This window comes from Streptomyces sp. NPDC053665, assembly GCF_055585285.1.
This window is the reverse complement of the sequence record NZ_JBVJKK010000003.1, coordinates 314,873-336,607: the sequence shown is the minus strand read 5'-3', so window position 1 is coordinate 336,607 and position 21,735 is coordinate 314,873. Positions and strand designations below refer to the sequence as shown.

20 protein-coding genes are annotated in these 21,735 nt (G+C 72.6%); 2 read left to right on the top strand and 18 right to left on the bottom strand.

What is annotated here, in order from left to right; all coding sequences use genetic code 11:
• Window positions 1–13: 13 nt before the first annotated feature.
• The 15 genes from ACZ6ZN_RS14495 to purN all read right to left on the bottom strand — a co-directional run bounded on the left by ACZ6ZN_RS14495 (window position 14) and on the right by purN (window position 14,624).
• A complete protein-coding gene (locus tag ACZ6ZN_RS14495; RefSeq protein WP_469646154.1) occupies window positions 14–757 on the bottom strand; it encodes an HAD family hydrolase in 744 nt (247 codons plus the stop codon).
• On the bottom strand, window positions 747–1,019 hold the full coding sequence (locus ACZ6ZN_RS14490; RefSeq protein ID WP_451876566.1) for an acyl carrier protein: 273 nt from the start codon (window positions 1,017–1,019) through the stop codon (window positions 747–749). The genes ACZ6ZN_RS14495 and ACZ6ZN_RS14490 overlap by 11 nt, the downstream gene beginning before the upstream one ends.
• Before the next feature lie 62 nt (window positions 1,020–1,081).
• On the bottom strand, window positions 1,082–2,095 hold the full coding sequence (locus ACZ6ZN_RS14485) for a beta-ketoacyl-ACP synthase III (protein WP_398106954.1): 1,014 nt from the start codon (window positions 2,093–2,095) through the stop codon (window positions 1,082–1,084).
• Between the two features lie 121 nt (window positions 2,096–2,216).
• Complete coding sequence (locus ACZ6ZN_RS14480; RefSeq protein WP_469646151.1) at window positions 2,217–3,152, bottom strand: AvrD family protein; 936 nt, start codon at window positions 3,150–3,152, stop codon at window positions 2,217–2,219.
• Between the two features lie 118 nt (window positions 3,153–3,270).
• Window positions 3,271–4,737: an MFS transporter gene (locus ACZ6ZN_RS14475; protein ID WP_469646150.1), complete on the bottom strand. Its 1,467-nt coding sequence runs from the start codon at window positions 4,735–4,737 to the stop codon at window positions 3,271–3,273.
• Window positions 4,738–4,841: 104 nt separating this feature from the next.
• On the bottom strand, window positions 4,842–5,639 hold the full coding sequence (locus ACZ6ZN_RS14470; protein ID WP_398106957.1) for an ATP/GTP-binding protein: 798 nt from the start codon (window positions 5,637–5,639) through the stop codon (window positions 4,842–4,844).
• 46 nt (window positions 5,640–5,685) lie between these two features.
• Window positions 5,686–6,342 (bottom strand): AAA family ATPase, encoded by a 657-nt coding sequence (locus ACZ6ZN_RS14465; protein ID WP_398106958.1) that lies wholly within the window; start codon window positions 6,340–6,342, stop codon window positions 5,686–5,688.
• A 207-nt stretch (window positions 6,343–6,549) separates the two neighbouring features.
• A complete protein-coding gene (locus tag ACZ6ZN_RS14460; RefSeq protein ID WP_469646146.1) occupies window positions 6,550–7,698 on the bottom strand; it encodes an LLM class flavin-dependent oxidoreductase in 1,149 nt (382 codons plus the stop codon).
• An 88-nt stretch (window positions 7,699–7,786) separates the two neighbouring features.
• Window positions 7,787–8,905, bottom strand: coding sequence for a Gfo/Idh/MocA family protein (locus ACZ6ZN_RS14455; protein ID WP_469646904.1), 1,119 nt, complete (start codon window positions 8,903–8,905; stop codon window positions 7,787–7,789).
• A gap of 44 nt (window positions 8,906–8,949) precedes the next feature.
• Complete coding sequence (locus ACZ6ZN_RS14450) at window positions 8,950–9,447, bottom strand: flavin reductase family protein (RefSeq protein WP_469646145.1); 498 nt, start codon at window positions 9,445–9,447, stop codon at window positions 8,950–8,952.
• Window positions 9,448–9,644: 197 nt separating this feature from the next.
• Complete coding sequence (locus ACZ6ZN_RS14445) at window positions 9,645–10,466, bottom strand: MBL fold metallo-hydrolase (protein WP_469646142.1); 822 nt, start codon at window positions 10,464–10,466, stop codon at window positions 9,645–9,647.
• Window positions 10,463–11,392, bottom strand: coding sequence for a helix-turn-helix transcriptional regulator (locus ACZ6ZN_RS14440; protein ID WP_469646139.1), 930 nt, complete (start codon window positions 11,390–11,392; stop codon window positions 10,463–10,465). The genes ACZ6ZN_RS14445 and ACZ6ZN_RS14440 overlap by 4 nt, the downstream gene beginning before the upstream one ends.
• 199 nt (window positions 11,393–11,591) lie before the next feature.
• A complete protein-coding gene (locus tag ACZ6ZN_RS14435; RefSeq protein WP_469646136.1) occupies window positions 11,592–12,251 on the bottom strand; it encodes a ScbR family autoregulator-binding transcription factor in 660 nt (219 codons plus the stop codon).
• 175 nt (window positions 12,252–12,426) lie between these two features.
• The gene (purH, locus tag ACZ6ZN_RS14430) at window positions 12,427–13,989 is read right to left on the bottom strand and encodes a bifunctional phosphoribosylaminoimidazolecarboxamide formyltransferase/IMP cyclohydrolase (protein WP_469646134.1); all 1,563 of its coding nucleotides are present in this window, start codon (window positions 13,987–13,989) and stop codon (window positions 12,427–12,429) included.
• A complete protein-coding gene (gene purN, locus ACZ6ZN_RS14425; RefSeq protein WP_398106965.1) occupies window positions 13,986–14,624 on the bottom strand; it encodes a phosphoribosylglycinamide formyltransferase in 639 nt (212 codons plus the stop codon). Before purN ends, purH begins: the two co-directional genes overlap by 4 nt.
• Before the next feature lie 319 nt (window positions 14,625–14,943).
• Between purN and ACZ6ZN_RS14420 the strand changes: the two genes are divergently transcribed.
• Complete coding sequence (locus ACZ6ZN_RS14420; protein WP_469646131.1) at window positions 14,944–15,726, top strand: hypothetical protein; 783 nt, start codon at window positions 14,944–14,946, stop codon at window positions 15,724–15,726.
• Between the two features lie 35 nt (window positions 15,727–15,761).
• Here the strand turns inward: ACZ6ZN_RS14420 and ACZ6ZN_RS14415 are convergent, their stop codons facing one another.
• Window positions 15,762–17,675: a cell division protein PerM gene (locus tag ACZ6ZN_RS14415; protein WP_469646129.1), complete on the bottom strand. Its 1,914-nt coding sequence runs from the start codon at window positions 17,673–17,675 to the stop codon at window positions 15,762–15,764.
• A gap of 96 nt (window positions 17,676–17,771) precedes the next feature.
• Between ACZ6ZN_RS14415 and ACZ6ZN_RS14410 the strand changes: the two genes are divergently transcribed.
• Window positions 17,772–19,391 carry a helix-turn-helix domain-containing protein gene (locus tag ACZ6ZN_RS14410; RefSeq protein ID WP_469646126.1) on the top strand — a complete coding sequence of 540 codons (1,620 nt, stop codon included), beginning with the start codon at window positions 17,772–17,774 and terminating at the stop codon, window positions 19,389–19,391.
• A gap of 102 nt (window positions 19,392–19,493) precedes the next feature.
• Here the strand turns inward: ACZ6ZN_RS14410 and sucD are convergent, their stop codons facing one another.
• Together sucD and sucC are read right to left on the bottom strand one after the other, a co-directional pair.
• Complete coding sequence (sucD, locus tag ACZ6ZN_RS14405) at window positions 19,494–20,378, bottom strand: succinate--CoA ligase subunit alpha (RefSeq protein ID WP_398106969.1); 885 nt, start codon at window positions 20,376–20,378, stop codon at window positions 19,494–19,496.
• Between the two features lie 21 nt (window positions 20,379–20,399).
• Entirely contained in the window at window positions 20,400–21,581 is a 1,182-nt protein-coding gene (gene sucC / locus ACZ6ZN_RS14400; protein ID WP_398106970.1) for an ADP-forming succinate--CoA ligase subunit beta, read from the bottom strand.
• Window positions 21,582–21,735: the final 154 nt, after the last annotated feature.

Sequence of the window (21,735 nt, the reverse complement as noted above, 5' to 3'; positions counted from 1 at the left end):
CGGCGGGTGGGATTCAGTGGTGGACGGGGGCGGGCAGCGTCCCGGCTGCCCGGAGGGACGCCGGCGGCAGGGGCGTCGGCGGGGCCTGCGGCGGTGCCGGGAGCAGCCGCCAGCCCTCCCGCGCGGCGATCGCCCGCAGTTCGCGGTCGCCGCCGACCACCACGCCCCGGCCGGCGGCCCGCAGCATGGGCAGGTCCGAGACGTGGTCGCCGTAGGCGGTGGTGGCGGCGGGGTCGATGCCGTGTCCGGCGCACCAGGACCGCAGGGCGTCGGCCTTGCTGCCGCCGATCATGGTGAGGGCCGCGTCACCGGTGTAGTGGCCGAGGACGATCTCCGGTTCCGTCGCGAGGACCGCGTCCACCCCGAGCAGCCGGGCGAGCGGGGCGAGGAGCGCCGGGAAGGAACCCGAGACGAACACGACGGGCTCACCGGCGGCCTGGTGCCGGCGCAGCTCGGCGACGGCGCTGCCGTGGAGGAACCCGCCCGTCTCCAGCTCCGAGCGGAACCAGTCCTCGGCCAGTTCCTCGACGTAGGCGGCGCTCAGGCGGGCGTAGCTGGCGAAGTAGGCGCGGTTGGTCCGCGACCGGCACACGCCCGCCTCGGTCATGGCGCGCAGGCGCTGCCGCTCCTCCCTGTAGGCCTGGGCGGGGCGTCCTTCGGCGGCGAAACGGTACTCCAGGAACCGGAAGAGCGTGGTCTCCGTGGTCAGGGTGCCGTCGACGTCGAAGAACGCCGCTCCCGGGGCGTCAACGCGCAAGGCGCACGCCCTTCGCGGCCAGGAGCCGGGCGGTCTCGGCCACATTGGAGGCGTCGAGTATCTCGTCGTCGGTGATCTGCACCTCGTACACCTGCGACAGGTGGACGGCGAGCTCCAGCAGCACCAGGGAGTCGAAGTCCATGTCCTCGTACGGGGTGGCGGCGGTGGCGTCCTGCGGTGCCTCGAACTTGCCGCGGACGACGTCGAGGACGGCCTGAACCAGTTCGGCCGGGGCGGTGGTGGCGGTGGTCTGTGCGGTCATGGTCTTCCTTCGTCTGTTCCGTCGATGGGGTGGGCCAGGTGGCGAGGAGTGCCGTGGCGCGCTCAGGCGGGTACCACGTCCGGCCAGGTGAGGGCCGCGGAGCCCCAGGTGAGACCGCCGCCGAAGGCGGTCAGCAGGACCCGCTCCCCCACGGCGAGGGAGTCGGAGGCCGCGGCGTCGGCGAGGGCGATCGGGATGGACGCGGCCGAGGTGTTCCCGACCTGGTCGAGGTTGACCACCGCCCGCTCGGGGGGTATCCCGAGCTGTTCGGCGACCGCCCGCAGGATGCGGACGTTGGCCTGGTGGCCGACCAGGTGGCCGAGGCTGTCGACCGGCCAGCCGATCCGGTCGAGCAGGGAGCGGGACGACTCGCTCATCCGCTGCACCGCGGACAGGAAGACCTTGCGCCCCTCCATGGTGAAGTACTCGTCACCGGGGGCCGGTTCGGTCAGCGCGGCGCGCTGGCGGGAGCCGCCGGCCGGGATGCAGATCACGTCCTTCTGCGTGCCGTCGGAGCCGAGTTCGAAGCCGTGCAGCGCGCCGGGCCGGTCCGCGTCGCCCGCGGTCAGGACGACCGCGCCCGCCCCGTCCCCGAAGATCACGGAGGTGGTGCGGTCCGCCGGGTTGAGGATGGTCGAGTAGGTCTCGGCGCCGATGACCAGGGCCGTGGCGGCCCGTCCGGCGCTGATGGCGTTGGCCGCGGTCTCCAGTGCGTAGACGAACCCGGAGCACACGGCGCTGATGTCGAAGGCCGCCGCACCGGCGAGACCGAGCCGGGCCGCGACGTCGGGCGCGGTGGCGGGGCACAGGTGGTCGGGCGTGGTGGTCGCCAGGACCACGAGGTCGACCGCGCCCGGTTCGGGATCGACGCCCGCGGACTTCAGCGCGCGGTGCCCGGCCTCGACGGCGAGGTCACCGGTGGAGGTGCCGGGGTCGGCCCAGCGCCGGCTGCGTATGCCGGTGCGGGACGTGATCCATTCGTCGGTGGTGTCGAAGCGGTCCGCGAGTTCTTCGTTGCTGACGCGGCGCGGGGGAAGGTAGGCGCCGAGTCCGGTGAGTACGGCGGTCAGGGGCATGTCTCTCGCCTCCCGTGGAGGGCCATGGGCCGGTGGGGCCGGAGTGGCCCGGCTGCGGCCGAGGACGCAAAGGTGGGGATGGGAGCGGTGGGCTCCGGGTGGTGGGGCGCGCGAAGAACGGTCAGGCCGGGAGCAGGTGGGCGACGGAGCAGCTGAGCCGCAGGCCGGCGTGGTCGGCGACCACCTGGGCGCTGCGCCAGGTGCCCTGGGCGCTCCTCAGCAGCTGCGGCTCGCGCAGCCCGACCTCGAACCGGCCGTCCGACGGGGCTCCTTGGGGGGCCGGGCCGATGCTGGTCCGGCGCATCCACAGGGTGTTGCTGTCGGCGCGGGCGACCCCGTCCAGCGTGTAGAGCAGGACCTGGCCGAGCTGGAGGGCGGCGACGAACAGGTCGATCATCGTCGCCGGGCCGTCCGGGTCGAGGGTGAGGTCGGCCCGGGCGAGCGAGGAGTCCGGGAGCACCTCCACCGAGGTGAGCAGTTGCCGCCGGTCGCGGTGCGGGACGCCGAACGGCGCGTCGTTCCACGGCCCGGGCAGGGCGTCGGCACTGGGGTGGGAAGCCGTGCCGGGGGTGCTACCGGCCGCCTCCGCACGGCCGGTGCCCGCGGCGGTCTCCACCCGTACGGTGAGCAGTCCCACGCGGCATTCCATGGTGGTGGTGCCGTCGTCGGCCGTGTCCAGGAGCCGGCCCGAGACGGGGAAGGTGTCGAGTCCTTCCTCCTGCGGCTTGTTCCCGGCCTTGATGGTCAGTGACCGGACGGCGAACGGTGCCCCAGGGCCGAGGCCGCGCGTGTGGGCCGCGTGGAGGCCGGCGAGCCGAGCGCCGTAGATCATGACGTCGATGGTCGACAGGTGGGGGCGCTGGGTGCTGTCGCCCTTGCGGGACCAGGCTCCCGGGATCTCCAGCCCGGCGGTGGCGGTGATGCCCCCGGCGTCGATGGTGAGGTCGGTGAGCGAGTGGTGGACCCGCTTGAAGCCCTCGCCGAAGAACCGTCCTTCTCTGGCGCCGAGGAAGTCGTCCACGGTCCCCAGGGTGTCGAGAGGTGCTGCCGTAGTCATAGAGTTTCCTTCGTAGGCGGCCGACACCCTTGGGGATGAAGGCCGTTGAACGGCGACGGCGATGCCCGGGACCCTCCGCAACAGTGGACCGGGTATCGCCGGCGTCCGGGGACTGCGCTCAGGGGGTACGGGCGGCCTGCACGGGCTCGGCGGTGCCGGCGACCGGCTCGGTCTCGGCGGGGTCGACGTGGTCGCCGCCCGCCGGCTTCTTGAAGTTCAGCACCACCAGGAACGTCAGCGCGATGCCGACGGCGATCGCCCAGGTGGCGGTGGTGACGCCGTCCATCAGCTGCCCGGTGTCCTTGGCGTCGCCGCCGGCGGCGTCGGCGATGGCGATCAGCACCGCCAGGCCGACGGCACCACCGATCTGCTGACCCGTCGTGGCGATGCCGGAGCCGATGCCCTGGTCCGCTGCCTGCACACCGGTGGTGGCCGCGGCGAACATGGTGGTGAAGACGATGCCCTGGCCGAGCGAGAGCACGAACAGCGACGGGGCGATCAGCCCGTACGAGGCGTCCTGGCCGAGCGTCAGCGCGAGCACGACGGTGCCCACGAGACCCATGGTCAGACCGATGAACAGCGTGTTGCGGACACCGAACTTGGTGGCCCACTTGCCGCCCACGATCGTGCCGATCAGGACGCTGCCGGACGGCAGGACGAAGGCGAAGCCGGTGGTCCAGGCGCTGTAGCCCTGCACGACCTGCCAGTACTGCGTGAGGAAGTACGCCAGCGCACCGAACGTGGCCATGAACAGGAAGGTGATGCCGGCGCCGGTGGACAGGTTCCGCTTGCCGAACAGCCGCAGCGGCACCATGGGGGCCGCGCTCCGGCTCTCGATGACCAGGAAGAGCACGAACGTCACGACGGCCACGGCGAGCGCCGCCAGGACCTGACGGGAGCCCCAGCCCGCCTCCGGGCCCTGGACCAGGGCGAAGACGAACAGGGTGGAGGCGACGGTGCCGGTGAGGGCGCCCGGCAGGTCGAAGCCGCCGCCTGCCTGCGGCTTGTCGTCGGGCAGCAGCCACATGGCGACGAACATCGCGGCGCCCGCCAGCAGGACGTTGACGTAGAACACCGAGGGCCAGCCGAAGGCGTCGGTCAGCAGGCCGCCGAGGATGGAACCGAGCACCATGCCCGATCCACCGGCGCCGCCCCACACGGACAGGGCACGGTTGCGCTCGGCGCCCTCCGCGAAGAGCGTGGTGACCAGGGAGAGGGTCGCCGGCGCGAGGAAGGCCCCGCCCAGGCCCTGCACGGCCCGTGCCGCGATGAGCAGCCAGGGCTCCTGCGCGAGACCGCCCGCGAGGGAGGACGCCGCGTAGAGGAAGAGGCCGAGGACGAACATCCGCTTGCGGCCGAAGAGGTCGGTGGCCCGGCCGCCCAGCAGCAGGAACCCGCCGAAGGCGACGGCGTAGGCGGACACCACCCACTGGAGGTCCTGGGTGCCGAAGCCGAGGTTCTCGCCGATCTCCGGCAGGGAGACGAAGACGATGTTGTAGTCGATCGCAATGATCATCTGGGCGAAGGCGAGCAGTGCGAGCACCGCTCCCAGATGACGCGGCCGTGTCGAGTTGATGCCGGACACGCCGACTTCCTTTCGTGGTTGACGTCAGGGGACGAGGAGAGGGAGGGAAGGGAGAGGGGAAGGGGAGAGGAGCGGGAGGGGTCGGGGAGGTGACGCGGCGCGGGTCAGTAGCGCATGGCGTACGCGATGCGGCGCCCCAGCGACTTCTCGCGCTGGGCCTCGTGGAACCGGGCGTCGGCCTTGAGGTCCTCGATGTCCGCCTTGACGCGGCGCTGCGCCTCTTCGATGGCCTCCTCGATCGGGACCACCACCGGCAGGTCGAAGATCTTGACGATCTTCTCGATCCGGTCCGGGATCGGACCGCCGACGACCCGGTAGGGGATGTCCATCCGCTCCAGCGCCTCGACGAGCAGGTCGTCGGAGAGCCGGCGGAACTTCTCGGAGACCGGCCGGTGCCCGTCGGGCTCCATGTCGAACTCCACCGGCAGGTGGACGTAGGCGTCGTAGATGCGCTTGGCACGGGCGCGGGTGATGTCGCCGAGGGTGTCGGTGTAGCGCTGGTAGAAGTGCTTCACCGGCAGGCCCATGACCTTCTTGATGCCCTTGAACCACCAGTCCGCGCCGGGGTTGATGCCGACGCGCATACGCGCCTCGAAGTAGACCCACTCGTGGAACACGCCGCCGTCCGAGATGAACGCGTCCCCGCTCGACTCGTTGTGCACGCGCTCCTCGAAGCGGCGCAGTCCGAGTTTCACGAGTTCCATGGCATTGAGTTCCATGACGGTCTTGCCGGGGACGAGGTCCACGAGCAGCTCTCGGGACGTCTTGGCGTGGGTGCGCGGAATTCCGGTGGCTATGGAAAGGGCCTCGGTCGTCGTCGATTTACCGGTGGAATACGTACCGGAAATGGCGAGCTTGAGCTTCGGATTGTCCTTGAAACTGGGTACTTCGAGCGCGGACACAGTGGGTCACCTTCGCGGAAGAGAGCCGGAGGGCTCGATGGGTGGGTCAGCGGGCGGACGCGGCGAGCCCGACGGCCTCCTCGACCGTCATGACCGTCGCGTCCTCGAGCCCCAGGTGCTTCACGGTCTGGGTGAGGCGCTCGGCCACGTCGCCGTGGACGGTGTGCACGGGCAGGCCCGTGGCTTCGAGGGCCGGCAGCAGCAGTTCCTCGGACAGGTGCCGGAAGTTCTCGTTGATCGGGCGGTTGTCCGGATCCAGTTCGAACTCCACCGGCACGTGCACGAACGCCTGGTAGGCCGTGCGGGCGTGGTGCTTCATCAGCAGGCCGATGTCGTCCACGGCGGCTTCCAGTGCGGCCACCGTGGCGCTGCGGTGCCGGTCGGCCGGCGGGGTGCGCGTGCCCGGGTACGAACCGGCCACCAGGCGGAGCTTGGCGTACACCCACTCGTGCACCACGGAACCGTCGGACACGAACCCCTCGGGGTGTGCGGCCTCGCCGAGCAGGCGTTCCGCGTAACGGTTCACGGTGAGCTGGATGAGCTGGCCGTCCGTCCAGTTGTGGACGCTGCGGCCCTCGCCTCCGATCGGCTCCCGCATGGGCGAACCGTGGGTGCGGGGCAGGCCGGTCAGATGCGAGAGCGCCGTGGAAAGCGTGGTCTTTCCCGATCCGTAGGCGCCTACGACGGCGATTCGTTTCGTCACGGATCCAGCATCACAGTCGAGTTCGACTCGAACCAGTGGCCATCAACGCTATTGCCACGAACAACAGGATGCCCGGGGAATGCGGAACGAAGAATCCGGATACACGTTACGGCATCGAACGCGAACGTGGTCATGGAATTCACAATTCCGCAAAACAGGCGCGCGCCCGGCCCACAGGTGGACCGGGCGCGACAGGAGGGAAGGGGATCAGGAGGCGGTGGCGCCGAGTCGGGCGCGCAGCGGTTCGGTGTGCGGGAACAGGGCCCGGTTCTCGGTGCTCCACCGCACCGACTCCAGCCCGCGGTCGGCGGAGCCGGTGAACCGCGGGGCCACCTCGGTCGCCAGCAGCTCGAAGCTGCGCTTCACCTTCTCGAAGGAGGCCCAGTTGACGACGTAGGTGAGGAACGTGCCGAACCCGCCGGTCGTCTCCTGCAACTGCCGGATGGCCTCCACCGCGTCCTCGACCGATCCGACGACGGCCCGTCCCTGCTCGACGGTCGCCTCCAGGTGCTGGGACTCCGGTACGCCCTCCAGACCGCTCAGGACGTCCGCGCCGACCGCCTCGCCCCAGTAGCCGTGCAGCCACTTGCCGAAGCCCTCCCGGGCGTCGTCGAAGGCCTGCCGGCGGGTCTCGGCGATGTGCAGCGGCACGGCGATGCGCCAGTTGCGGCGGTCCACCTGCCGGCCGTGCTCCTCCGCCGACTCCTCCGCGTACTGCCACTGCCGGGCCAGGTCCACGGCCGGCCAGCCGGGCGGCGGCGCGCCGAACGACAGCAGGCCGAGGCCGTACTTGCCGGCGAGCTGCGGGCTGTTGGGGGTGCCCACGCTGGAGACGGCGATCTCGATGCCGGGCTTGCTGTAGCGCGGCAGCTGCATCTTGGCGTCCTGCAGCGTGTACCAGTCCGTCTTCTCGGAGATCCGCTCCTCGCCGTTGACCAGTTCGACGACGGTCGGGACGGCTTCGCGCGCCATGCGCTTGAGTTCGCCCAGGTCGAGCCCGAGCATGTGGGCGTCGTTCGGGGTGGCGCCGGGGCCGACGCCCAGGATGTAGCGGCCGCGCGTCAGGTGGTCGAGCATGATCGCCCGGGTGGCGACGTGGAAGGGGTGGTGGAAGGGCAGCGTCACCACGCCGTTGGCGAGCTTGATCTGCCGGGTCCGGTCGGCCAGGGCCGCGATCATCGTCTCCGGTGCGCCGACCGTCGGCCAGGACAGTGAGTGGTGCTCCCCGAACCAGCACTCGTCGAAGTTGAGTTCGTCGAGGTGCTCCACCAGGCTCAGGTCGCGGCGGATGGTCAGGTGGGGGTCCTGTCCGGGGGCGTGCAGGGGGGAGAGGAAGGCTCCGAAGCCGGTGTGCATGGTTCTCCTGGGGTAGGGGGTGGCGGCGCGCGCGACCGCGTGCCCGTCGGGCACGGCGTGCGGCCTGCGCGCGCCGGGTCGGGGGGGGTTACTGCGGTTCGCCGCTCCGGGCCGCGTGGACGACGCGGTCCAGCAGCCGGTGGTGCGCGGCGGCGTGCGCGAAGTCCGGCACCACGGAGGTGCCGTCGCGCAGGTCCGTGCGCAGTTGGTGGTAGGCGTGGGCGACCACGTGGGCGGGGCCCTGGAGGGACGGCAGGCGGTCGATCCCGTCGGGCAGCAGATAGTCGTCGGGGACCGTCAGCGGGCGCAGCTCGCGCTGGTCGCCCCGGGCGCCGCGGAGCTCCACCTGGCCGAACTGGAGATGGCCGGAGTCACCGGTCAGCACCAGATCGCCCTCCGTGCCGTTGATCTCCCAGAGCAGGTTGGTGCCGCGCGACGAGCCGCCCCGGTAGTGCAGGGAGGCGATCGCACCGCTCTCCAGCCGCCCGGTGACGGCGATCTGGTCCTCGGCGGTCATGGGGATCCGGGCGCCGGTCTCGGAGACCCGTACCCGGGGGCGTCGCGTCGCGGTGGTGGCGGTCAGGGTCGCGAATCCGGACAGCACCATGGTCAGGGCGTCCAGGGTGTGGCCGAACGGGACGGTCAGCAGGGTGGCGCCGTTGGCCCGGTCCGCGGTGTACGCGGTGCGCTCCGCCACCTCCGGTCCCCAGCCGCCGCCGGATCCCACCAGCGTGGTGGACAGCACGTCCCCGACGTATCCGTCCGCCACGAGGTCGCGCAGGTAGCGCACCACGGGAGCGGACCGCGCCTGCAGACCGACGGCGGTGCGCACACCCGTCGCGGCGGCGAGCCCCGCCAGTTCCTCGGCCTCGGCCAGGCCGTTGCCCAGCGGCCACTCGCTGAGCACCGTCTTGCCCGCCCGCAGGGCCGGCAGGATCAGCTCCCGGTGGCGGGGCACACGGACGGTGACCACCACGAGGTCGACGTCGTCCCGGTCCGCGAGTGCGGCGGCATCCGTCCCGGCGGCCGATTCCGGCAGTTCGAAGGCCGCGGCGGCCTTGCGCGCCGAGTCGGGTGTGGAGGCCGTCAGCGCGCGGAGTTCGTACCCTCCGACGGCTCTGAGCGCCGGCAGGTGCCCGCGCGCCCCCCAGCCGCCGTCGGCGCTGAGTCCGACGATCCCCACTCCGATCGGGGCCGCTGTGTGCATCACGAATGCGTCGTCCTTTCCTTCGGTACGTGGCTGGACGCGGGTCACATCCGGGCGTAACGCCCGTACAGCCCGCGGAAGAACAGCAGGGGCTCGTCCTCGTGGTGCGTGTCCAGGTCGTGGACGCGCGCGAGCACCAGGTCGTGGTCGCCGGCGGGTATCTCCTCCTCGACGGAGCACTCGATCCAGCCGATCGACCCGTCGAGCACGGGAGCCCCGCCCGGCGACGGCGTCCAGGGGACGCCGTCGAACTTGCCGGCCCCGCTGGTGGCGAACCGGGTGCTGAGATCGCGCTGGCCCTCGCCGAGGATGTTCACGCAGAAGCGGTCCGCCGAACGGACGTCGGGCCAGCTGGTGCTGGTCCGCGCCACGCAGAACAGCACGAGCGGAGGGTCCAGGGACACCGAGGTGAACGAGTTGACGGCGAGCCCTGCCGGAGCACCGTCCGCGGCGCGCAGGGCCGTCACGGCCACCACTCCGGTGGTGAACCTCCCGGCGACGGAGCGCAGCCGCCGCGGCTCGACCGGTGTCGTGCAGGACATCGGGGTAACAACCGTTGAGGACATGCCTCAAGGCTCAGCCGGTGCCCGGGGACCTGCCAGTGCGCAGGCAACATATTGGTCGCGCCAACAGAAGGGAACAGCCACTTAGGCCGAGATCGGGAACAAGTCCCGGTCCGCACAACGCAGTTCGGCGGCTGCCGGAACACAGCAGCCGCCGAAGGGGGTGGGGCGAGAGGTCAGCCGAGGGGCTCCCAGCGCGGCCCGCCGCCGGAGTCCGCGAGCCGTCCGAACACCGCGCCGGAGAAGTGGCCGGCGAATCCGATGGCGCCCGGCCGGGAGAGGTGGGCGACGATCTTGCGGCGGCTGCGGACCGCTTCGGCGGGGTCGAGGTCCGAGGCCGCCCGCCAGGTGAGGTCGGCCAGTTGCAGGGCCGAGTGCAGCACGTCGCCCACGACCACGGCCGTGGGGCCGTCCGCCCCACCGCGGATCACGTAGGAGAGGTGTCCCGGGGTGTGACCGGGCGTGGCGACGGCCGTCACGCCGGGGAACACCTCCTGGCCGTCCCGCACGGCCACCGGCTGCCCGGCCGGCCGGCGGTGCGCCCCCCGCCACTCGGCCGCCGAGGCCAGGAACCGGGCGCCGCCGAGCCGCTCGTCGGAGGCCCAGCCGACGTGGTCGTCGTGGACGTGCGTGAACGCCACGGTGTCCACCGATTCCCACGTGCTCCCGACGGCGGCGAGGGCGTCCGGCAGCCCTCCGCCCTGGAGGCGTCCGAGGGGCGCGATCGTGTGCTCGGCGGGGACGCGGACCGGGCCGAAGCCGGTGTCGACGAGCATCGCCCGGTCCTCCCACTCGACGAGCAGCGCGCCGACCGACGCCCGCAGGAAGCCCTCCTCGTCGAGGTGGTGGGCGTGGTCCCGCCAGAACGCCTCGGGCGAGTCCGGGAACCACGTCCTCGGGTTCAGCTGCACGTAGCCGTCCGGCAGGTAGGTCAGGCGGTGGGTGCCGAGCGCGACGGCGACCGGATGCGTCACATGGCTGTTCACGACGGTGGTCACCGGGCCTCCCGCACCAGGTCGCCGGAGCCCAGGCTGTTCATCTGCTGCCCCAGCGACACGTGCGACATCCTGCGCAGCGCGGCCTCCGTGCCGGTGCCCGGGGTGGGCAGGAACACCGTCATCCGCAGGGCGATGCGGCGGGTGAAGTCGAGTGTGGCTCGAGTGAAATGCAGGTCCCCGACGGCAGGGTGGGTGAGGAGTTCGGGACCGCAGGAGTCCTCCAGCACCTCGTGCCGGTCCCACAGCCGCGCGAACAGCGGGCTGGCGTCGCGCAGTTCCTCCACGAGCGCGGGGATCGCCGCGTCCTCGATGTGCAGCGCCACCTGGCTGCGGAAGCGCGCCACGACGCCGGGCGCGATCTTCTCCCACAGCGGGTAGGCGGAGCGCACGTCCTCGTTGAGGAAGAACTCCCGCAGGACGTTGTACGGCCGCTGCCGTCGCCCGTGACCGGCGGCCGCACCGCGGTCGACCGGCGCCTCGTCGGTGCGCCCTCCGCGGATGCCGAGGAGGGACTCCGCGGCGGCGTTGGCGACGACGACGTTCCACGCGTGGTCGGCGATGTACGCCGGGTTGGGCCACCAGTTCTCGACGAACGGCCGCATGGCCTCCGCCTCCGGCGGGCTGGCCGGCAGCAGCGGCACGGCCTGTACGCCCGCGAGCTGGCGCAGGTACAGCCGCTGGTTCTCGCTGAGGCGCAGCACCCGGGCGATGGAGTCCAGCACCTCCCCCGAGACGTTCTCGGCGCGGCCCTGTTCGATCCACGTGTACCAGGAGACCCCGACCCCGGCGAGGAGGGCGACCTCCTCCCGGCGCAGCCCCGGCGTCCGGCGCTTGCCCGCGTCCGGGAGTCCGACCTGGTTCGGTGACACCTCGGCCCGCCGTGCCATCAGGAACCGGCCGAGTTCGAGGAGATGCGGAGATGCCACGCGCCTGGCGGAAGCAGCGTTTCCCACGGTTACGGTTCCCCTTCTGTTTGTGGCAGAGCAGGGGGGAGGGTTGTTCAGCCTCCAGCAGCTCCCCCGTGCCGCCTGGCCTCATAACAAACATACATGCTTGTACGTTTCGGCGCTGTGACATATCCGCGTCAGCCACGCGCAGGGGCGTGACGCTCGCCACGCGCCCGGTTCAGCCGACGTCGTGCAGCACACGGCCGGCGTGGGCCTCGAACTGCTCCAGCTCCTCGGCCCGCCTCTCGTCGGCCCGCAGCCGCAGCAGCAGCCCCGGTGCGGCGATACCGGGCAGCATGGCCCGCCACAGCACGCAGATCCGGTGCAGCAGGTCCACCCGGCCGGTCGACAGCTGGGACAGCAGCTGGATGCCGGTGAAGGCCCCGACGACCAGGATCGCGAGCTCCTCGGGGTCGGTGTGCGGCAGGAGTTCGCCCTGCCTGCTCGCCTGCTGCAGCAGAGCACCCACGGTCTCCTGCGACCAGAGGTAGGGACGGGTGCCGGGCTCGTAGGAGGTCTCCTCGGTCGCCAGCCGCACCGCGGCCTGGAGGATCACATCGGTCTGCAGCCGCCGCGCGTAGGACAGCGTCAGATCGATGGCCGCCTGCAGCGGGCAGTCCGCGGTCACCGGCTGCAGCAACGGGATCTGGTACTCGACGATGGCGTCGGCCAGCGCCTCCTTGGAGGCGAAGTGGAAGTAGAGGGCCCCCCGGGTCAGACCCGCCCGCCGGAGCACTTCGGTGGTGCTGGCACCGTCGTAGCCGTGCTCCTTGATGCATTCGGCGGCGGACCGGAGCAGCAGCGCCCGGGTCCGCAGGGCGCGTTCCTGTCGTGGCATGGGACGGATCTCCGAGCGTGCGGGGCGGGGACCGGAACGGAGCCCCTGAAACAGATCAGTCTGTATGTTACTCGGGGTCCGGCCCGCCGATAAGGGTCCGGGTGGGGCAGAAAAACGGGCGGCGCCGCGCGTTCCCGCGCGGCGCCGCCCTCGTTCCCGTGGGACCGCCCCGGTCTCAGTGGAAGAAGTGCCGCGTCCCCGTGAAGTACATCGTGACGCCCGCCTTCCGCGCGGCCTCGACGACCAGTTCGTCACGGACCGAGCCACCGGGCTGCACCACGGCCTTCACGCCCGCCTCGGTGAGGATCTCCAGCCCGTCCGGGAAGGGGAAGAACGCGTCGGAGGCGGCGTACGCACCCGCCGCGCGCTCGGCGCCCGCCCGCTCGACGGCCAGCTTCGCGGAGTCGACGCGGTTGACCTGACCCATGCCGACGCCCACCGAGGCGCCGTCCCGGGCGAGCAGGATGGCGTTGGACTTCACCGCACGGCAGGCCTTCCAGGCGAAGGCCAGCTCGGCCAGCTCGGCCTCGCCCAGCGCCTCGCCGGTCGCCAGCGTCCAGTTGGCCGGGTCGTCGCCGTCGGCCTGGAGCCGGTCGGTGACCTGCAGCAGCGCGCCGCCGTCGATCGGCTTGACCTCGACCGGGGCGGCCGGGCCCTCGGGGCAGCGCAGCACCCGGATGTTCTTCTTCTTGGTGAGGGCCTCCAGCGCGCCGTCCTCGTAGTCCGGCGCGACGATGACCTCGGTGAAGATCTCCGCGACCTGCTCGGCCATCTCCTTGCTGACCGGGCGGTTGACGGCGATCACACCGCCGAACGCCGACAGCGGGTCGCAGGCGTGGGCCTTGCGGTGCGCCTCGGCGACGTCCGCGCCGATCGCGATGCCGCAGGGGTTGGCGTGCTTGATGATCGCGACGCAGGGCTCGGCGTGGTCGTACGCGGCACGGCGGGCGGCGTCCGTGTCCGTGTAGTTGTTGTACGACATCTCCTTGCCGTGCAGCTGCTCGGCCTGGGCGAGACCGCCCGTGCCGGAGACGTACAGCGCGGCCGGCTGGTGCGGGTTCTCGCCGTAGCGCAGGGTGTGCTCGCGCTCCCAGGTGGCGCCGAGGAAGTCGGGGAACTGCGACTCGTCGACCGGCGCGTAGGAGGAGGCGAACCAGGAGGCCACGGCCACGTCGTAGGCGGCGGTGTGCTGGAAGGCCTCGGCGGCGAGCCGCTTGCGCGTGGCGAGGTCGAAGCCGCCGTTCTGCACGGCGGACAGGACGTCGGCGTAGCGGGCGGGGCTGGTCACGACCGCGACCGAGGGGTGGTTCTTGGCGGCGGCGCGGACCATCGAGGGGCCGCCGATGTCGATCTGCTCGACGCACTCGTCGGGGGAGGCGCCGGAGGCGACGGTCTCGCGGAACGGGTAGAGGTTGACCACGACGAGGTCGAACGGCTCCACACCCAGCTCGGCGAGCTGCTCGCGGTGGCTGTCCAGGCGCAGGTCGGCGAGGATGCCGGCGTGCACGCGCGGGTGCAGCGTCTTCACCCGGCCGTCCAGGCACTCGGGGAAGCCGGTCAGCTCCTCGACCTTGGTGACGGGGACGCCGGCAGCGGCGATCTTCGCGGCCGTGGAGCCCGTGGAGACGAGCTCGACCCCGGCCTCGTGGAGCCCGCGCGCGAGGTCCTCGAGACCGGTCTTGTCGTAGACGCTGACGAGCGCCCGGCGAAGGGGCCGCTTGTTGCTCTCGGCGGTCACTGGATAACTACCTTTCGTCCCTCAATGCGATAGCCGTTGCGGGCGAGCCGCCCCACGACCTCGACGAGCAGCCTTCGCTCGACTTCCTTGATGCGCTCGTGCAGAGCGCCTTCGTCGTCCTCGTCCCGGATCTCCACCACGCCCTGCGCGATGATCGGCCCGGTGTCGACGCCGTCGTCGACGAAGTGGACGGTGCAGCCGGTGACCCTGGCGCCGTACGCGAGCGCGTCCCGCACGCCGTGGGCCCCCGGGAAACTGGGCAGCAGGGCCGGGTGGGTGTTGACGAACCGCCCGCCGAACCGGGCGAGGAACTCCTTGCCGACGATCTTCATGAACCCGGCGGAGACGACGAGGTCGGGTGCGAAGGCGGCGACGGCCTCGGCGAGCGCGGCGTCCCACTCCTCGCGGCTGCCGTGGTCCTTCACCCGGCACACGAAGGTCGGCAGGCCGGCGCGCTCGGCGCGGGCCAGGCCCTCGATGCCCGCGCGGTCGGCGCCGACGGCGACGATCTCGGCCCCGTACTCCTGCGCGCCGGTGGCGGCGATCTCGTCGAGCAGCGCCTGGAGGTTGGTGCCTGATCCGGAGACCAGCACGACGAGGCGCTTGGCGCGCGGGGCCACAGGCTTGGCGGCCACGGTGGTGGGCCTTTCTCGGGGGAGCGTCGGTCCGGGCGGCCGTTCCGGCGTCCGTGCGCCACGTTGGTGCGATCCTACGAATGCTGCGCCTCCCCGGATACGGGGAAGCCTACGAACCGGCCGGCCGTCAGCAACGATACCGGCACTCCGGACGGCCCCCACGGGACGGGGGCCCGGCCGGGAGGTAGCGTCTGGGCGGAGCCGGTCCGGGAACGCCTTCCGGACGCGGTGCGTTCAGGAGGTGACGGGCCGGGTTCCGTCACCACCCCCCAGTTCTGTCCACCGATGCCCCCTCACCAACGGGAAGACGCTCACCTTGATGCCGGACCGCAGCCTGCGACTCCCCACGATCCCCCAGCTGTCAGCACAGGGAGGGGAGCGCGGCGCCGTGCTGCTGCGGGAGCGCCCCAGCTCACCGCCCGACGCCCCGTCCGGCGGCGAGGGCCCGGACGGCCGGGGCCGCGGTCGCGAAGAGAACAACCCCTTCGCCCCGCCGCCCGAGGGCACCCCGGACCGCCCCTGGCAGCCCCGGCGCCCGTCCGGTGACGGCTCCCGGGACGGCGAGGAGGGCGACCGTTCCCCGTGGGGCAGCCGGTGGAGCGACCGGCAGCCCGGCCGCTCCCCCGACGGCTTCGGCGACCGCCCGCGCGGCCCCGAGGACAAGGGCGGCGGCCCCCAGGGCGGCGGGCCGGCCATGCGCTGGGACCCGACCGACCCCGCCCAGCGCCGGGCGCGCTACTCCCTGCTGTCGGGCATGTGGGCCTTCTTCTTCGCGCTGTTCGGCTGGCAGTACCTGGCCCTGCTGCTCGGCGCGCTCGCCCTGTACTGGGCCATCAGCGCGCTGCGCGCCAAGCCCCGCCCGGCCGAGCCGGACGCCCCGGCGGCCCCCGAGCAGCAGAGCCGTCCGCAGACGACGGCGGCGGTGAGCGGCCTGGTCACGGCGTCGCTGGCGATCGCCCTGGTCGCCGCGTCCTTCGCGGCCCAGCTCGTCTACCGCGACTACTACACGTGCACGAACGACGCTCTGACCAACGAGGCGAAGCAGTCGTGCTCCCGGCTTCTGCCCGAGGAGCTGCGGGGTCTGTTCGGCACGGACGGCTGACGCCCCGGCCGCCCCTTCGGCCCCCGGCCGCCGCGTCAGCCCCGGCCGGGCCCAGTGGACCGGTCGGGCGGGGGCGGTGACCCGTCGGTGGTGTCGGTGTCGGTTTCGGTGCCCATGTCGGTGTCGGTGTCGGTGTGGTGGGACATGCGGCCGGCGGCCTTGTCGAAAGGCTGCGGTGTCCGGTCCGCCGGCAGGGGGTCGAAGCCGAAGGCCGGGTCCTGCGGCAGGAAGTCGTACGGCTCGTAGCCGGGGTCGTCGTCCTGGTCGCCCAGTCCGTACAGGGCGTCGTGCCCGAGGGAGGACCGGAACGCGTCGGCTGCGTTGTCCGGGGGCGCCGACGCCGACGCCGACGGCCCCGCCTTCGCCGGGTCGGCACTCCCGGTGACCCCGGCCGGCCCCGCGACGCCGGTGCGCGGGAAGCGGCGGCCGAGCAGCGAGCCCTTCTCCGGGCGCCCCGGCCCGGCCTCCTCCCGCTGCCTGCCGATGCCCGGCTGCTCCGCCGAGAGCGTCCGGCTCCGGCTCCGCCACGAGCGCACCACCAGTGCCGTGAGCACGGCCGGCAGCACCAGCCACGCCAGGGCCGCGGCGCCCACCTGCCACCAGACCGGCCCGAACTCCGCCAGGACGTCCACGCCGAGCGGTCCGCCCGCCGGTACGGCGAGCCCGGTCAGCAGGGCCGCGCAGAGCAGCGCCCCCAGAGCCGCGGCCCGGGCCGTGCGTCCGGCGGGCCAGACGGCGGGCGCGCCCTCGCCGCCCGGCCCCGTGCCGTCCTGCTGCGGGACGGACCCGGCCGCCGTGCCCTTCGGTGGCGGGGCAGTGCCGGGCTGGGGCCGGGCCGAGGGGGTGGCGGCCTTGGCGGCCGTCCAGCCGACCACCACACCGGCGACGGCCGGCACCAGCCCCGCCAGCCAGTGCACGAGCGTCCCCGGCCCCGCCTCCGGCACCGCCGCCAGCAGAGGGAAGGGAGGCAGGAGCGGAGCCGGCGCGGAGGCGAGAGGGCTGACGGCGTGACCGGCGCCGAGCGCGAAACCGGGGCCCAGCGCGTAGGCCGCACCCCACACCGCCGCGTTGGGCAGCAGAGCCACGCACAGCAGCAGCACCGCGAACCGCCCCGACCAGCCCTCGGTCAGCCGCAGCAACGCCCCCTGCGCGCTCGCCCCGTGCCAGACCAGCGATACCGCGAGCAGCAGGGCACCGCCGCCGAGCAGGGCCGCCAGTCCGGCGCCCGCGGCCCGGGTGGCGGCGCCCGGGCGCCCGTCCGGGCCGAGCAGCAGCGGCCGCAGGGACCTCGGCAGCACGTGCAGCAGCCGTCGCAGCGGCCCGCCGGGACGGCCGTACGCCGACCAGACGCCCGCTCCGGACGCGACGACGGCGATCAGCGGAACGCACGCCCCGGCCCCCGTCCAGGACGGACGCAGGGGACCGCCGGCGGCGTAGAGGGCGGCGGGTGCGGCGACGGCGAGGTAGCCGAGGACGGCACCGGTCCACGCCGTGCGGGCTGGCACCAGCGGGGGTCCTTCGTCCTCGTCGGCGTAGCGGGCGTAGGCCGTGTGGCCGGCGCCGCCGTCGTGCCCGTCGCCCGCTCCGCCGAACGCCGCGTCCCGCCCCGCGCGGTGCAGCAGCCACACCGGCAGCACGAGCAGCAGCAGCGGGGTGACGCCCAGGGGGGCCGCGACACCGGAGAGCGTGTCGGTGCGCACCAGCTCGGCACCGTGGGCCAGCAGCCACAGGGCCGCCGCCACGTGCAGCGCCCCGCCGGGCCCGCTGTCGGGGTAGGGCGAGGTGATCCAGAGGAGCATCACCAGGACGGCGAACGAGGCGAGGCCCAGCCCGGCCGCGACGGCGCCGTCCACGAGACCGCCGCCCAGTCCGGGTGAGCGGTCGCGCATCCGGGTGAGCAGGGGCGGCGAGGGACGTCGGCGGGCGGTCATCTCCATCACGACGGCCATGCTCCCAACGACACGCGCTTTCCCGTCGTAACAGGCGAACCACCGCTGTGTCGCTCAATATACGTTTATGTACTTTTTCGGCCGGAGGAGCGTCCTGTGAGCCGGCGCCCCGACATCCCGCTTCCACCGCCCAAGGAGCGCCGACGCCTGCGGGAGAGCGCCTCGCTGACGCGCGCTCAGCTGGCCTCACAGGTAGGTGTCACCAGCGACACGGTGCGCGGATGGGAGACCGGCCGCTCCACGCCGCGCGGCCGCAAGGCGGAGACGTACGCGAGGCTGCTGAACTCCCTGGACGTCGAACCGGTGGTGAGGTCCTCTCAGGACGAGCAGGCCGAGCAGGCCGAGCAGGACGCAGCCGGTGCGGGGGAAGGCGAGACGGCCGACGCGGCGTCAGGCACGGCGGGCGGCGAGGCGGAGGCGTCGCGCACCGACGAGACGGCCGATACGAGTTCGGCCGCGGACACCCAGCCGGCCGCCCAGCCCGGTGGGAGCGCGGTCACGGCTCCGGCCGCGTCCGAGGGGTCCCGTACGGCCACCGTGGAGCGGAAGCGGGCCGGGGGCGGCCGAGGCCGGTTCCTCTTCACCCGGCGGCGCCGGGGCCCGGCGGCCCCCGACCGGCCCCGCGGCCCGGTTCCCGACCGCCCGCACACCCCCCTGCACGACCGGGCACACCCCTCCGGCCACCCGCCCGGCGCGGACCACGCCCCCGTACCCGCCCGGGACCGTGACCGTGAGCGTCATACGGGGCCGGACCGGAAGCACCCCGTCGGCCGCGGCCGCGGGCACGGGCACGAGCACGGGCCCGGACAGCACCGGTCCCCGGCCTCCGTGGCCGTCCGGGACCGGCCGCCCCTTCTCGAACGGGGGCCCGCCCACACCGGCACCGCCGGACCCCGCCGGCCGGACGGCGCGGCCGACGCGCTGACCCCGGCCGAGTCCTTCGACGCGCTGTACGCCTTCTGCGCACCCGCACTGGTCCGGCAGACCTACCTGCTGACCGGCCGCCGCGACCTCGCCCGGGAGTCGGTCGAGCGGGCGTTCCAGAACGCCTGGCAGCGCTGGCCCGAGGTGGCCCGGGACCCCGACCCGGCGGGCTGGGTGCGCGCGGCGGCGTACGAGTGGGCCCTCTCCCCCTGGCACCGGCTGCGGCCCCGCCACCGCCACCCCGAGCCGCCACCCTCCGACGCCCTCGACCGGGCGTTGATGAGCACCCTGCTGGAGCTGCCGCCGCCCTACCGCCGCGCCCTGGTGCTGTACGACGGGGTCGGCCTGGAGCTGCCCGAGACGGCGGCGGAGACGGAGGCGAGCACCCGCGCGACGGTGAACCGCCTGGCGCACGCACGCGAGGCGGTCGCGGAGCGGCTGCCGGACCTGGCGGACCCGGAGGTGCTGCACTGGCGGCTGGTGGAACTGGCCTCCGCCGAACGGCTGCGTGCGGCCAAACCGCCCGTCGTGCGCCGCGGCGGGGAACGCCGGGCCCGATTCTGGACCCGGGCCGCCATCGCCTTCACGGTCGCCCTCATCGGCACCACGGCCCTCACGCTCCACACCGCCCCGACGCGTTACGAGCCGCCCGTTCCGCCCGGGGAGACGGTCCAGGGCGTGCCGCCCCCGGTGGCACCCGGTCCGCTGTCGGAGTCGGAGCGGAAGCTGCGCTCGAAGCTGCGCGAACAGCAGCAGAAGGGGCCGGAACGGCTGCTGCCGCAACCACGGTGACGCGACTGCGGCGTCCGCGGCGCCTTCCGCGGCGCCTTCCGCAGACGACGGTGGGCCCGCCCCCGGAGAAGGGGCGGGCCCACCGTCGTGCGGCGTCCGCGCTCAGCCGGCGAGGATCTCGCGCGCGAGCTTGGCGGTCTCGGTCGGCGTCTTGCCGACCTTGACGCCGGCGGCCTCGAGGGCCTCCTTCTTCGCGGCGGCCGTGCCGGAGGAGCCGGAGACGATGGCGCCGGCGTGGCCCATGGTCTTGCCCTCGGGCGCGGTGAAGCCCGCGACGTAGCCGACGACCGGCTTCTTCACGTTCTCCTTGATGTACGCCGCGGCCCGCTCCTCGGCGTCGCCGCCGATCTCGCCGATCATGACGATCAGGTCGGTGTCGGGGTCGGCCTCGAACGCGGCGAGGGCGTCGATGTGCGTGGTGCCGATGACCGGGTCGCCACCGATGCCGACGGCGGAGGAGAACCCGATGTCACGCAGCTCGTACATCATCTGGTACGTCAGCGTGCCGGACTTCGAGACCAGGCCGATGCGGCCCGGCTTGGTGATGTCGCCCGGGATGATGCCGGCGTTGGACTGGCCCGGGGTGATGAGACCGGGGCAGTTCGGGCCGATGATCCGGGTCTTGTTGCCCTTGGACACGGCGTAGGCGTAGAACGCGGCCGAGTCGTGGACGGCGATGCCCTCGGTGATGACGACCGCGAGCGGGATCTCGGCGTCGATGGCCTCGACGACGGCGGCCTTGGCGAAGGCCGGCGGGACGAAGAGCACGGACACGTTCGCGCCCGTCTTCTCGATCGCCTCGGCGACCGTGCCGAAGACCGGGATCTCCGTGCCGTCGACGTCGACGGTCGTGCCCGCCTTGCGCGGGTTCACGCCACCGACGATGTTCGTGCCGTCGGCCAGCATGAGCTTGGTGTGCTTCATGCCCGTGGCACCGGTCATGCCCTGGACGATGACCTTGCTGTCCTTGTTGAGGAAGATAGCCATGGCTGTGTAGTCCCTCGTCCCTTACTTCGCAGCAGCCGCGAGCTCGGCGGCCTTGTCGGCCGCGCCGTCCATGGTGTCCACGCGCTGGACCAGCGGGTGGTTGGCGTCGGAGAGGATCTTGCGACCCAGCTCGGCGTTGTTGCCGTCCAGGCGGACGACGAGGGGCTTGGTGACGTCCTCGCCCTTGTCCTTGAGCAGCTGCAGCGCCTGGACGATGCCGTTGGCGACCTCGTCGCAGGCGGTGATGCCACCGAAGACGTTGACGAACACGGACTTGACATCCGGGTCGCCGAGGATGATCTCCAGGCCGTTCGCCATGACGGCGGCGGAGGCGCCACCACCGATGTCGAGGAAGTTGGCGGGCTTGACGCCGCCGTGCTGCTCACCGGCGTAGGCGACGACGTCCAGGGTGCTCATGACGAGACCCGCGCCGTTGCCGATGATGCCGACCTCGCCGTCGAGCTTGACGTAGTTGAGGTTCTTCTCCTTGGCGGCGGCCTCGAGCGGGTTGGCCGCGTCCTTGTCCTGGAGGGCCTCGTGCTCCGGCTGGCGGAACTCGGCGTTCTCGTCCAGGGAGACCTTGCCGTCCAGGGCGATGACCTCACCGGAGGCGACCTTGGCCAGCGGGTTGACCTCGACCAGGAGGGCGTCCTCCTTGATGAAGGTGTCCCACAGCTTGACCAGGACGTTCACGACCTTGTCGGCGACCTCGGCCGGGAACTTGGCGGCCGCGACGATCTCGCGGGCCTTGGCCTCGGTGACACCCTCGTTGGCGTCGATCGGCGTCTTGGCGACGGCCTCGGGGCGGGTGGCCGCCACCTCCTCGATCTCCATGCCGCCCTCGACGGACGCGATGGAGAGGAAGGTGCGGTTGGCACGGTCCAGGAGGAAGGAGACGTAGTACTCCTCCACGATCTCCGGGGCCGTCTCGGCGATCATCACCTTGTGGACCGTGTGGCCCTTGATGTCCATGCCGAGGATGTTGGTCGCGTGCTCGACCGCCTCGTCGGGGGTGCCGGCGAGCTTCACGCCACCGGCCTTGCCGCGGCCGCCGACCTTCACCTGGGCCTTGACGACGGACTTGCCACCGAGGCGCTCGGTGGCTGCGCGGGCCGCCTCAGGCGTGTCGATGACTTCACCGGCCAGCACCGGTACATCGTGCTTGGCGAAGAGGTCCCTCGCCTGGTACTCGAACAGGTCCACGCGCTTCCGTCCCTATCAGTGATCTCGCGGTTCGTTGTCTGCGTGGGCGTGCCGCGAGGGCAACGTGACGTCCGCTGTCTGTCACAAGGGAGGCGCACACGGTGTCCGAGCGCGCGGCATGTCCGTCTCGCAGGTTATCGCTGCTTCCGGGGGG